The sequence below is a fragment of the Pseudomonas aestiva genome (assembly GCF_039908605.1).
Classification (GTDB): Bacteria; Pseudomonadota; Gammaproteobacteria; order Pseudomonadales; family Pseudomonadaceae; genus Chryseomonas; species Chryseomonas aestiva.
On record NZ_CP150916.1, the window covers coordinates 1,768,278 to 1,781,264 of the forward strand.

The following is a 12,987-nucleotide window of genomic DNA, read 5'->3' on the forward strand; positions in this document are numbered from 1 at the left end:
CTCGAAAAAATTTGTTTCACGAATACTTGACAATTGTGCGACAGCTGCGAGGCGTCCGTTGGTCTTTTTTACCTAGAGTTGTGCACAAGTTGTGCTAGCGCATGTCAAGCCCTGTCTGGCCTGGAGTTTTCCCTGCCGAAAATCCTGCTTTTGAATTAAGTTGTTGATTATGTTGAACTTATTAAAGTGATTAAAAAATGACCAACTTGTTTGGGGAGCCCGCAGAGCAAGGCTCCGGGTTCTTTTCCACCATGTTTTCAACAAAGTTATCAACAGAAGCTGTGGATTGTTCTGTCTCTCAGGCCTCTGGCAACCTTAATCGACGCTGAACGAAAGGCCGTTCGGCGTCGTGACGTACCGTCTGTGTGTTCCCTCAACCGGACAGCGCCAGTTGCCGACTCAGCAAGGCGCGGAGCGAGGCTGGTTTGACCGGTTTGGGCAGGAAATCCAGCCGCGCCTGACGCACCCGCTCCAGACATTCCGGACGGCCATCGGCACTGATGACGATACCGGGGATGTCCTGTCCCAAGGCCTGGCGAATCCATTCGGCGACATCCGGGCCGGTGTCGGCATCGCTCAGGTGATAGTCGACGATGAGCAGTCGCGGCACCACGCCCTGGGCGAGCAGGGCGGCACATTCCTCGCGACTGCGTGCGGTCCAGACCTGGCAGCCCCAGCGGCCCAGCAGGCTGCGCAACCCGAGCAGGATGCTGTCTTCGTTGTCGATGCACAGCACCGGATCGCCGGCCAGGGGCTGGGCGGTTTCGCTGGCGGTCGCCGCCTGGATGGCCAGCGCGGGTGCCAGGGGCACCTTGACGCTGAAGACGCTGCCATGACCCGGCCAGGAGCGCACCGAGAGTTCGTGACCCAGCACCCGGCAAAGGCGATCGGCGATCGCCAGGCCGAGCCCCAGGCCCTTTTCCGCGCGGGTCTGGTGGCTGTCCAGGCGCTTGAATTCCTCGAAGATCAGCTCCAGCTTGTCCGCAGGGATGCCGGGGCCGCTGTCCCAGACCTCCAGGCTCACGTTCTGGCCCTGGCGGCGGACCCCGAGCAGCACCCGGCCATGGGCATATCTCAGGGCATTGGTGAGAAAATTCTGCAGCACCCGCCGCAGCAACTTGCTGTCGCTGTTGACCACCAGCCGACTGCTGCGGATGCGCAGGTTGGTGCCCTGGTTCTGCGCCAGGGCCTTGAATTCCACGCCTAGGGCCTCGAACAGGGTGGCCAGGGAAAAGGGTGCCGGCGTGGCCAGGATGCGACCGTTCTCCAGTCGCGAGATGTCCAGCAGGTCGGCGATCAGGTCTTCGCTGGATCTCAGGGCGCTGTCCATGTTGCGCACCAGTTCCTGGGCTTCCTGGGCCAGCCCGTCCTGGTGGGCGAGGGCGGCGGTGAACAGGCGGGCGGCGCTCAGCGGCTGCATGAGGTCGTGGCTGACCGCGGTGAGGAAGCGGCTCTTCGACTGGTTGGCCGCTTCCGCATGAGCCTTGGCTTCCTCCAGCGCCTGGTTGAGCTGGGACAGTTCGCGGGTGCGTTCCTCGACGCGCTGCTCCAGACCCTCGTTGGCTTCGCGCAGAGCGCGCTCGGCCTCGCGGAAGGCGGTGATGTCGGTAAAGCTCATCACGAAGCCGCGCCCGGGCATGGGACTGCCGATCAGCTCGATCACCCGGCCATTGGGAAAGGTGCGTTCCGAGGTGTGGGGGATGCCCTGGCGCATCCGCTCCACCCGCCGGGCCACGTGCTCGTCGGGATCGCCCGGTCCGCAGAGGCCGCGCAGGGCGTTGTAGCGGATGATCTCGGCGATGGGCCGGCCGACCTGGATCATGCCGTCGGGATAGTCGAACAGCTCCAGGTAGCGCTGGTTCCAGGCCACCAGCCGCAGCGACTGGTCGACCACGCTGAGGCCCTGAGAGATGTTCTCGATGGCGCCCTGCAAGAGCGCCCGGTTGAATTCCAGCACCTCCGAGGCCTCGTCGGCGATGCGCACCACGTCGTCGACCTGCATGTCGCGGCCTTCGATGGCGGCCTTGACCACGGCGCGTGCCGAGGAGGCGCCGATCACCCCGGCCAGCAGGCGCTCGGTCTGGGCGATCCATTCGCTGTTGGCATTCATCGCGGGGTGATAGGTCAGGCCGCTCTGCTCGGCGAAGCGGCTGAAGCTCAGGCGGGCGCGCTCGTCGCCGACGAAGCGGGCGGCGAGCAGCCGCAGGTCCTCCAGCTTGACCGCCAGCAGGGCGCGATTGCGCGGTCGGGGCAGGGCGTACTGGGCGATGAAGCGCCCGGCTTGCCAGTATTCCGATACTCGGGTCCGTGAGAGCAGCGACACCAGGGCGAACAGCAGGAAGTTGCCGGCCAGGGAGACCAGGGCACCGACCGTAGTTGGTTGCAGCGTCCGCTCCCCCGCGGGCTGTTCGAACCAGGCGAGGCCGGGAAAGGCGTGCAACGGCCACTGCAGACTGGTGGCCACCACCGGCAGCACCATCAGGTAGCCCCAGAGCAGGGCCCCGGCGGTAAGGCCGGCAAAGACACCCCGGCGATTGGCGGCCTTCCAGAACAGCGCCCCGACCATGGCCGGTCCGAGCTGGGCGATGGCGGCGAAGGCGATCTGGCCGATGGTGGCCAGGCTGGCATTGGAGCCCAGCAGCCGATAGCTGCAGTAGGCCAGGACCAGGATGACCACGATGCTGGCGCGGCGCACCGTGAGCATCCAGTGGCTGAACACCGCATGGGGACTCTCCACCTGGCCCCGGCGCTTGAGCAGCCAGGGCAGGACGATGTCGTTGGAGATCATGGTGGAGAGGGCCACGCAGGCGACGATCACCATGCCGGTGGCGGCCGAGGCGCCGCCCAGGAAGGCCAGCAAGGCCAGCCAGGGACGCTCCTGGGCCAGCGGCAGGCTGATGACGAAGGAGTCGGGCAGCACGCCGCCGGGCAGGTGCAGCTGGCCGGCCAGGGCGATGGGGATGACGAACAGGGCGGCCAGCGCCAGATAGAGCGGAAACACCCAGCGCGCCAGGTTGACGTCCCGGGTATCGGTGTTTTCCACCACCGTGACATGGAACTGGCGCGGCAGGCACATCACGGCGATGAAGGCCACGCCGGTCTGGATCAGCAGGCCCGGCCAGTCCAGCGTCTCGCGCCAGTATTCCTGCAATTGCGGCGCCTGCTGCGACCGGGTCAGCAGATCGGCGAAGCCGTCGTGCAGGCCATAGGTGACCCAGAGGCCGACGGCGATGAAGGCGGCGAGCTTGACCAGGGATTCGAAGGCGATCGCCAGCATCATGCCGCGATGGTGCTCGGTGACGTCCAGGTTGCGGGTGCCGAAGAGAATGGCGAAGACCGCCAGCACCAGGGAGACGAACAGCGCGGTGTCCTGGGCGCGGGTGCTCAGGGACTCGGCATTGATGCCGGTCAGCAGGTTGACGCCGATGACGATGCCCTTGAGCTGCAGCGCCAGGTAGGGCAGGACGCCGACCAGGCAGATGAGCGCGACGACGATGGCCAGGGTCTGCGACTTGCCGTAGCGGGAGGCGATGAAGTCGGCGATGGAGGTGATGTTTTCCTTCTTGCTGATCAGCACCATCTTCTTGACCAGTTGCGGCGCCAGCAGCAGGAACAGGATGGGCCCCAGGTAGATGGGCAGAAAGGACCAGAGCTGATCGGCGGCCTGGCCGACCGCACCGAAGAAGGTCCAGCTGGTGCAGTAGACGGCCAGCGACAGGCTGTAGACCCAGGCCCGCAGGCGCGGCTTGAGCGGTGGCCGGCGATCGCCATAGAAGGCGATGGCGAACAGCAGGGCCAGGTAGCCGAGGGTAACGGTGATGATCAGCCCGCTGGGCAGGGACATGGCGACTCCAGACATTCCAGGCGCCCATCGCGCCCGGACAAAGTGTCGCACCTTGGGCTGCCAGACGTCAGTTCCGGCACGTGGAGAGACGCCGTGGGTTGAGCCGGACGGCTGGCCCTGTTAGGTTTGCGGGCTGATTCAAGCGAGAGAGACCGTCATGTTCCAAGCGCAGCCCATTTCCCTGCAACGTGGTGCGCTGCGCCTGGACCCCCTGGCGGAAGGTGACGTGCTGGAGCTGGTCAGCCTGGCCGAGCGCAATCGCGAAGCGCTGCACTACCTGAGCGGTCCTCTGCGTCCGGACTGGTATCGCCAGGCGCTGGCCGAGCAGCGCGAGGGGCGCGCCTTGCCCTTCGCCGTGCGCATCGCCGACCGGCTGGTAGGCACCACCCGCTTCGCCGACTTCCTGCCAGCACTGCCCGCCGCCGAGATCGGCTGGACCTGGCTCGACAGCGAGCAGCATGGCAGCGGGCTCAACGGCAACATCAAGTACCTGATGCTGCGCCATGCCTTCGAGCAGTGGCAGCTGGTGCGCGTGCAGCTCAAGACGGCCGCGACCAATCTCAGATCCCAGGCGGCCATCGAGAAGTTGGGCGCGGTTCGCGAAGGCCTGCTGCGTCATCATCGCCGGCTGGCGGATGGCCGGCTCGACGACACCGTGATGTACAGCATCACCGATCGCGAATGGCCCGAGGTGAAGGCACGGCTGGAGGCGTCCTTTAACTAGCGGTGGCGTCTGACCTACCGTTCGTCGGCAACCTCTGGCGGCAGCATGGCCAGAGGCCGTCTATGTCGCTTGTTTGGCGCCGGTAATCCAGCGCAGCAGTTTTCCATGCCAACAGTTTTCCGCGAAACGGCCGACATGCCTGCTCAATGGCAAGAATTCGCCTGTCTCCTTTTGCGGATCGCTGTATGTCTTCACTGTCGCCTTCCTCTGCGCTGCGTACGCTGCGGGTCGTCTGGCCCTTCGTCATCATCCTGTCCTGCCAGGCACTGGTCGCCATCGTCAGCCTGCAACTGCTGTCGACAGTGCGTGCCTACGTTTCCGCGGAAAGTCTGTGGAGCAAGAGCCTCGGCAACGCCATGCTGTCGCTTGGCGCCTATCTGGATGAGGGGCGCTCGGAGTCCTATCGGGATTATCTGGCGTCCATCAGCGTCAACGATCTCGACCGGGCGGCGCGGCAGGAGCTGGATACCGACGGCAATCCTGCCGAGGCGGCGCGCCTGCTGCGCCTGGCGGGCAACCACCCTGACGATATCGACGGCCTTATCGCCCTCTTTCAAATGGCTCGCCATGTGGAGCCCTTCGAAGGGGTGATCGCCCGCTGGCAGATCACCGATCCCTACATGGACGAATTCCAGGCCCTGGCACGCACCGGCTTCGAATTGATCAAGCTGCAGGGACCGGGACCGGCGCTGATTCCGCTGAAACGCCAGCTGCTGGATCTGCATGACCGGATGATGCCGGAAACGGTGGCCTTCTCGGAGCGCCTCGGGTCGGCCTCGCGCCAGTTGGTCGAGGCCTTGTTCATCGCCAACGTCCTGGTCGGCGCCCTGCTGGTGCTCCTGGCGCTCTGGCGCATGCACAGCCTGGTACAGCAGCGCTGGCGCTCCGAGCAGGCGCTGCAGGCCGAGAAGGAACATATCCAGGTCATCCTGGCTTCCCTCGGCGATGCGGTACTGGCGCTGAATGCCCAGGGGCGGCTGCTCTATCACAACCCGGCGGCGGAGCGCCTGCTGGCGCGGCCGGGGCTGGCCGCGGGCACGCCCGTCACCCACCTGTTCGACATCCAGACCGAGGATCAGCCGGCGTCGACCCGACCGCTGGCCGAGCGCTTGCGCAGCCAGGACTGGCTGGTGGGCGACGAGCCCCTGGCGCACCAGCTGGTGCGCGTCGACGGCACCCGGGTGCCGGTGGCCCTGACGGTGACCACGCTGCCGCGGGACGAATCCGGCACCGGGGTGGTGCTGGTCATGCACGACCAGACCCGCGAGCGCGCCTTCCTGCATGATCTGGCCTGGCAGGCCAGTCACGATGCCCTTACCGGACTGCTCAATCGCCGCGAATTCGAGACCCGTCTGGAGCGCCTGCTGGCGCGCGAGGACCTGGCCTGTGCCTCGCTGCTGTTCATCGATCTGGATCAGTTCAAGATCGTCAACGACACCTCCGGCCATTTCCATGGCGATCGCCTGCTGCGCCAGCTGTGCGAATTGCTCGGCCAGCAGCTGGGCGAGGACGACTGCCTGGCGCGCCTGGGTGGCGACGAATTCGGCGTGCTGCTGGAAAATCGTACGCCGGCCCAGGCCGAGGCGGTTGCCGAGCGACTGCGCTGCTGCGTGGGTACCCTGCAATTCGAAGCGGCCGGGCAGGGCTTTCGGGTCGGTCTGAGCATCGGCGTGGTGCACCTGGGGGGACAGGCCCTGGCGCCCGAGGAGGCACTGCGCCTGGCGGACCTGGCCTGCTACGCGGCCAAGGACAAGGGCCGCAATCGCATCCAGGTCTTCGCCCCGGGCGATGTGGAGCTGGACCAGCGCCATGGCGAGATGGCCTGGGTGCAGCGGCTGCACCGGGCGCTGGCCGAGGACAGCTTCCGGCTGTATGTCCAGCCGATCCTGGGGCTGGGCCAGGAGACCGCCGCGGATCGCCACGTGGAGGTGCTGATGCGGCTGGAAGAGGGCGAGCGGCTGATCGCGCCGGGCGCCTTCATTCCGGCCGCCGAGCGCTATGGGCTGATGCCGGACCTGGATCGCTGGGTGATCGCCGCGGCGCTGGCCCGTTTCGCCGAGCTGCCCGCCGGGCTGCTCGACACCCTGGCCATCAATCTGTCCGGGCATTCTCTGGGCGAGGCAGGTCTCGCGGATTTCGTCAGGCAGCAACTGCAGCGCTGGCAGATCGCGCCGGCGCGGATCTGCTTCGAGATCACCGAGACCAGCGCCGTGGCCAATCTGGATGCGGCGCGGCTGTTCATGGACGAATTGCGCGGCCTGGGGGTGAGATTCTCCCTGGACGACTTCGGCGCCGGGATGTCGTCCTTCACCTATCTCAAGCACCTGCCGGTGGACTACCTGAAGATCGACGGCAGCTTTGTCCGCCATCTCCTGGAGGACGCCGTGGACAGCGCCATGGTCGAGGCGATCAACCAGCTCGGCCATCTCACCGGCAAGAAGACCATCGCCGAATTCGCCGAAAATGCAGCGGTGGTAGCGGCGCTGGCCACCCTGGGGGTCGACTATGCCCAGGGCTATGGCATCGCCCGGCCGCAGCCCTTCACCGAGGACACCTGCCAGGCGCTGGTCCGGCAGGTGTGGCGCGAGGCCTCAGGGACGGGCGTCGTCGTCCTTGAAACGGCGGAAGAGGGTCGCCAGTAGCGCCCCGGAGATGTTGTGCCAGACGCTGAACAGGGCGCTGGGAACCGCGGCCAGCGGCGAGAAATGCGCCGTGGCCAGGGCGGCGCCGAGTCCGGAGTTCTGCATGCCCACTTCCAGCGCCAGGGACTTGCGCTGGGCCACCGGCAGCTTGCAGAACTTGCCGGTGAGATAGCCGAGCAGGAAGCCGAAGCCGTTGTGCAGGATCACCACTGCCATGATCAGCAACCCGGATTCGGCGATGCGCGCCTGGCTGGCGGCCACCACCGCGGCGACGATCACCACGATGCTCACCACCGAGGCCAGCGGCAGCACCTCGACCAGGGCGCCGACGCGCTGGCCGAGCAGGCGCTGGGCAATCAGGCCCAGGGCGATGGGCAGCAGCACCACCTGCAGGATCGACCAGAACAGCCCGCCAAAGGAGATCGGCAGCCAGGTGGAGGCCAGCAGCCAGATCAGCGCCGGGGTCAGTAGAGGGGCGAGCAGGGTGGTCACCGCGGCGATGGCGACCGACAGGGCCAGGTCGCCCTTGGCCAGCCAGGTCATGACGTTGGACGCCGTGCCGCTGGGGCAGCAGCCGACCAGGATGACGCCGACGGCGATTTCCGGCGGCAGGTGGAACAGCTGGCAGAGCGCCCAGGCCACGCCCGGCATGATGACGAAGTGGGCTACCACACCCAGCAGCACCCGCCAGGGGTGACGGCCGACCGCGGCGAAATCCTCGACCTCGAGGGTCAGGCCCATGCCGAACATGATCACCCCCAGCAGCGGCACGATGGCCACGCTCAGCGGCTTGAACACCGCGGGGGCGAAGAACGCCAGCAGGGCGGCGAGCAGCACCCAGAAGGCGAAGGTATTGCCGACGAAGCGGCTGAAGGCGGCCAGGGCACGCATGGCAAACTCCTTTTCAAAAGGGCAGAAAAAAGGCCGGTCTGCGCCGGCCTTGAAACGAGCTTAGAGCCCCTGGGGCAATTCTTCACCCCCCAGAGCCTCGATCAGCTGAGGCAGGAATTCCGCCAGGGTCATCATCATCAGCACGAAGCTGGCGTCCTGCTGGCCGAGGGCGTCTTCGCCGCCATCCTGTTCGGCCTGGTCCTGCAGCAGGTCCTCGAACTTCAGCCGCTTGATGGTGACCTTGTCGTCCAGCACCAGGGCGAGCTTGTCCTGCCAGGCCAGGGCCAGCTTGGTGACCAGCTTGCCGGCGCCCAGGTGGTTCTGGATCTCTTCGCTGGTCAGGTCCTGACCCTTGCAGCGCACCACGCCGCCGTCTTCACCGGCATCGCGCAATTCGCACTCGTCGAGGATGTAGAGGCCATGGGTGGCGTCACCGGCCTTGACCCAGTCGGTGAAGGTGGCCATCGGCGCCTGCTTCACGCCCAGCGGCCGGACCGGCAGCGAGCCCAGGGCATCGCGCAGGGTGGAGAGCAGGTCCTCGGCGCGCTTGGCGCTGGAGGCGTCCACCAGGATCCAGCCCTGCTTGGGATCGATGGCGGCATAGGTGGTCTGGCGACGGATGAAGGCGCGCGGCAGGAAGGCCTGGACGATCTCGTCCTTGATCTGCTCCTTCTCCTTCTTGTAGACCTTGCGCATCTGCTGGCTTTCGATCTCGTCGACCTTTTCCTGCACGGCTTCCTTGACCACGCTGCTGGGCAGGATGCGTTCTTCCTTGCGCGCGGCGATCAGGAAGAAGCCCTGGCTTTCGTGGACCAGCGGCAGGTCCGGGCCCTTGCCGAAGGGCGCGACGAATCCGTAGGTGGACAGCTCCTGGCTGGCACAGGGGCGGGCGGGCTTGGCGGCGAGGGCGGCTTCGAGGGCTTCGGTCTCGAAGGCGACTTCCTGGGTGAGACGGTAGACGAGCAGATTACGGAACCACATGGTGTCACTCCCAAAAACGAAGCGCGCATTATCCGCGTCGCCCGCCCCGGAGGCCAACCCCGGATCGCGGTGGTCGTCGGGAATGCGCGCTTTCTCCGGTTGCGCCGGAGGGCGGCGCTAAGCCTTTGGAAGTGCTGGAAAATTTTTTTTCAAAAAGGGGTTGCCAGGTCGGGAACCCCTCCGTAGAATGCGCCCCACTTCGAGAGCAAACGGGTGATTAGCTCAGCTGGGAGAGCATCTGCCTTACAAGCAGAGGGTCGGCGGTTCGATCCCGTCATCACCCACCACTCGAGGTAATGCGCAGCGGTAGTTCAGTCGGTTAGAATACCGGCCTGTCACGCCGGGGGTCGCGGGTTCGAGTCCCGTCCGCTGCGCCATTTAAGGGTTGTCTGGTCCTGAACGCCAGCAGCCATCGAAGAGCGGCCCTAGTGGCCGCTTTTTCGTTTGGGCGCGATTTTTCAGATCGGGCTTTCTCAGGGTTTTCCTTCTTTAGGTAAATTGTCAGCGCGAGGGTGTTTGTACCTCGGCTTGAGCAGTCGCGTGTGGAAGACGCTGCGCGGTTTTCCACGCTATCTGGCTATCTGGCTACCTGGTGGACGCTTATCGCGGCCATGGCGGTCCGCCGATGCGGCCGCTCCTACAGGCTGTCACCGTACGCGCAGGAGCGGCCCGTGGCTGCGACAGGGCTTGGTGACGTGGGCCCCTCACCCCAACCCTCTCCCGGAGGGAGAGGGGGCTATCCGTGCAGGCGCTCAGCCATGGACCTGCCAGGGATGCGGACTCAAGCCCGCACCGCATCCAACACCGCTTCCAGCGGATGGCGCAGGCGGCGGTCGTCGATGCGCTTGACCTGGCTGCGGCAGGAGTAGCCGGTGGCCAGGGCTTCGCCCTGTTCCGCCGGTACCGCCAGGGCACGGGCCCAGGACTGGTCGTAGATCACCCTGGAGGTCGCCAGGTTGCGCGCCTCGTGGCCGTAGGTGCCGGACATGCCACAGCATCCGGTGCTTTCCGGCTTGAGCCCGAGACCCAGGCGCTCGAACACCTGCTGCCACTGGCTGACGCTGGCCGGGGCGTTGGTCTTTTCGGTGCAGTGGCCGAGCAGGCGATAGACCTTGTCACCGACCACCTGCTGCTCTTTCGGCAACACCTGCAGCAGCCACTCCTGGGGCAGCAGCACCTCGGGCATCCGGGCGATGCCGGGGACCTTGGGGTATTCCTGGCGATAGACCAGGGTCATGGCCGGATCGAGGCCGACCAGTTTGACGCCGAAGCCGGCCAGGCTGGCGAGCCCCGCCGCGTTGCGCCGCGCCGTGCGTTCGAAGGCGCCGAGGAAACCCTGCACCTGCAACGGCTTGCCATTGGCGCGATAGGGCGCGAGGAACACTCGCTGGCCGAGCCGCGCGGCCAGTTCGAGGAAGGCGGCGGTGAGTGGGGTCTCGAAATAGCGGGTGAAGGCGTCCTGCACCACCACGAGGGTCTTGGCGCGTTCTTCATCGCTCAGGGCCAGCAGCCGCTCGGGGGTGGCGATCTGTACCTGCCATTGATGCATGACCGGCACCAGGTCGAAACGGCTGAGCAGCGGACTGTCGACCATGCCGATGCGCTCGGCGAACAGCCGCTGAATGGGTGTGGCGCCCATGACGGCGTTGTAGAGACCGGGGGCGCGGGCGAACAGCGGCAGGCTGAATTCCAGCGAACCGATCAGGTAGTCGCGCAGGGGGCGCAGGTAGCGACGGTGATAGAGCTCGAGAAAGCGCGAGCGAAATTCCGGCACATTGACCTTGATCGGGCACTGGCCCGCGCAGGACTTGCACGCCAGGCAGCCGGCCATGGCGTCATAGACCTCGTGGGAGAAGTCCGCCTCGGCCTGGCGGCCATTGCGCCAGCGTTGCGGCAGGGCCTTGAGCCAGTTCCGGGCACCACGCGGCGCGGGGGCCAGGACATCGATGCCGGCCTGGCCCTGCAGGCGCAGCCATTCACGGATCAGGGCGGCGCGCCCCTTGGGTGAGTGGATGCGCTGGCGGGTGGCCTTCCAGGACGGGCACATGGCGTCGTCGGGATCGTAGTTGTAGCAGGCGCCATTGCCGTTGCAGTGCATGGCGGTGCCGTAGCTCTGCCAGACGCGCTCGTCGAGGGTGCGGTCCAACTCGCCCCTGAGGGTCACGCCATCGACCTTGAGCAACTCGGCGCCGCTGGCGAGCGGGGTGGCGATCTTGCCCGGATTGAGCTGGTTGTGCGGATCGAAGGCACCCTTGAGCGCCTGTAACGATGGGTAGAGGTCGCCGAAGAAGGCCGGCGCATATTCCGAGCGCACGCCCTTGCCGTGTTCGCCCCAGAGCAGGCCGCCGTATTTCTGCGTCAAGGCGGCCACCTGGTCGGAGATCGGTCGCACCAGCGCCGCCTGGCGTGGGTCCTTGAGATCCAGCGCCGGACGCACGTGCAGCACCCCGGCGTCAACGTGGCCGAACATGCCGTATTGCAGGTTATGGCCATCGAGCAGGGCGCGGAATTCTGCGATGAAGTCGGCCAGGCGCTCGGGCGGGACCGCGGTGTCTTCGACGAAGGGCTGCGGGCGGATCTCGCCCTGGACGTTGCCCAGCAGGCCCACGGCGCGCTTGCGCATGGTGTAGACGCGGGTCACGGCGTTGCGGCCGATGGCCAGGGTGTGGCCGAGGCGCTCGACGGTAGTGTCCTGGCGCAGGTGGTCGAGGAAGCCCTGGACGCGGGCGTCCACCGCTTCGGGATCATCGCCGCTGAATTCCACCAGGTTGATGCCCAGGGTGGGGCGCTCCACATCCTCGGGGAAATACTCCGCCACGCTGTGCCAGACGATGTCCTGCATGGCCAGCAGGAGCACCTTGGAATCCACCGTCTCGATGGACAACGGCTTGAGTTCGATCAGGGCGCGGGCGTCGCGCAGGGCGTCCATGAAGCTGGCGTAGCGGACGTTGACCAGCACCGAGTACTTGGGAATCGGCAGGACGTTGAGCTTGGCCTCGGCGATGAAGGCCAGGGAGCCTTCGGCGCCGCAGAGCACGCTGTTGAGGTTGAAGCGGCCGTCCGCCTCGATCAGGTGCGCCAGGTCATAGCCGGTCAGGCAGCGATTGAGCTTGGGAAAGCGTGCTTCGATCAGTTCTGCCTGCTGCTCGGCGATGTCCCGCGCACAACGGTAGACGGCTCCGGTGCGATCGTCGCGGGCACAGAGGGCGTCCAGTTCGACGTTATCCACCGGGCGACTTTCCAGGCGTTCGCCGCCGATCAGGTAGGCGTCCAGTTCCAGCACGTGGTTGCGGGTCTTGCCGTAGGTCACGCTGCCCTGGCCGCTGGCGTCGGTGTTGATCATGCCGCCGATGGTGGCGCGGTTGGAGGTGGACAGCTCCGGGGCGAAGAACAGGCCGTGGGGGCGGAGCGCGGCGTTGAGCTGGTCCTTGACCACGCCGGCCTGGACCCGCACCCAGCCCTCCGCGGCGTTGATCTCCAGGATCCTGTTCAGGTGGCGGGAAAGGTCGACCACGATGCCGTCGGTGAGGGACTGGCCGTTGGTGCCGGTACCGCCACCGCGCGGGGTCAGGACCACGCCCTGGAAACGCGCCTCGCCCATCAGTCGGGCCAGGCACTGGACGTCGGCGCTGTCCTTGGGAAAGACCGCTGCCTGGGGCAGGCGCTGGTAGATGGAGTTGTCGGTGGCCATGACCGTGCGGCTGGCATGGTCCAGCGCGATCTCGCCCTGGAAGCCGCTGGCGGCGAGGGTGGTCAGGAAGTCGGTGTAGGCGGCGGCGAGGGGCACCGGGGCCGGCAGGCGGGCGATCATGTTCATCAGGCGGGCTCTCTGGCGGCGGACGGCCGTCTCCTTCAGCGAGCGAAGGAATGGCGTCGACCTTTTGTGGCTATAGTAGGCATTCTCA

6 protein-coding genes and 2 tRNA genes are annotated in these 12,987 nt (G+C 66.3%); 4 read left to right on the forward strand and 4 right to left on the reverse strand.

Going from position 1 to position 12,987, the window contains the following annotated elements:
* Nucleotides 1-373: 373 nt before the first annotated feature.
* Complete coding sequence (locus tag AABM56_RS08130; protein WP_133859530.1) at nucleotides 374-3,844, reverse strand: NahK/ErcS family hybrid sensor histidine kinase/response regulator; 3,471 nt, start codon at nucleotides 3,842-3,844, stop codon at nucleotides 374-376.
* Between the two features lie 157 nt (nucleotides 3,845-4,001).
* Here AABM56_RS08130 and AABM56_RS08135 point away from each other — a divergent pair, with 157 nt between their 5' ends.
* Together AABM56_RS08135 and AABM56_RS08140 are read left to right on the forward strand one after the other, a co-directional pair.
* Nucleotides 4,002-4,568, forward strand: a complete 567-nt coding sequence (locus tag AABM56_RS08135) for a GNAT family N-acetyltransferase (RefSeq protein WP_133859529.1) — start codon at nucleotides 4,002-4,004, stop codon at nucleotides 4,566-4,568.
* Between the two features lie 185 nt (nucleotides 4,569-4,753).
* Entirely contained in the window at nucleotides 4,754-7,210 is a 2,457-nt protein-coding gene (locus AABM56_RS08140; RefSeq protein WP_133859528.1) for a bifunctional diguanylate cyclase/phosphodiesterase, read from the forward strand.
* On the opposite strand, the gene AABM56_RS08145 is transcribed toward AABM56_RS08140, so the two are convergent.
* Both AABM56_RS08145 and rdgC read right to left on the reverse strand, forming a co-directional pair.
* The gene (locus AABM56_RS08145; protein WP_347884002.1) at nucleotides 7,160-8,101 is read right to left on the reverse strand and encodes a bile acid:sodium symporter family protein; all 942 of its coding nucleotides are present in this window, start codon (nucleotides 8,099-8,101) and stop codon (nucleotides 7,160-7,162) included. The two genes, AABM56_RS08140 and AABM56_RS08145, sit on opposite strands and share 51 nt — an antisense overlap.
* Nucleotides 8,102-8,161: 60 nt before the next feature.
* Nucleotides 8,162-9,082, reverse strand: a complete 921-nt coding sequence (gene rdgC / locus AABM56_RS08150) for a recombination-associated protein RdgC (protein ID WP_133859526.1) — start codon at nucleotides 9,080-9,082, stop codon at nucleotides 8,162-8,164.
* Nucleotides 9,083-9,293: 211 nt separating this feature from the next.
* Between rdgC and AABM56_RS08155 the strand changes: the two genes are divergently transcribed.
* Nucleotides 9,294-9,369 (forward strand) — tRNA-Val (locus AABM56_RS08155).
* Between the two features lie 13 nt (nucleotides 9,370-9,382).
* A tRNA-Asp gene (locus AABM56_RS08160) sits at nucleotides 9,383-9,459 on the forward strand.
* A 404-nt stretch (nucleotides 9,460-9,863) separates the two neighbouring features.
* Here AABM56_RS08160 and AABM56_RS08165 read toward each other — a convergent pair.
* Nucleotides 9,864-12,893: an FAD-binding and (Fe-S)-binding domain-containing protein gene (locus AABM56_RS08165; protein WP_133859985.1), complete on the reverse strand. Its 3,030-nt coding sequence runs from the start codon at nucleotides 12,891-12,893 to the stop codon at nucleotides 9,864-9,866.
* Nucleotides 12,894-12,987: the final 94 nt, after the last annotated feature.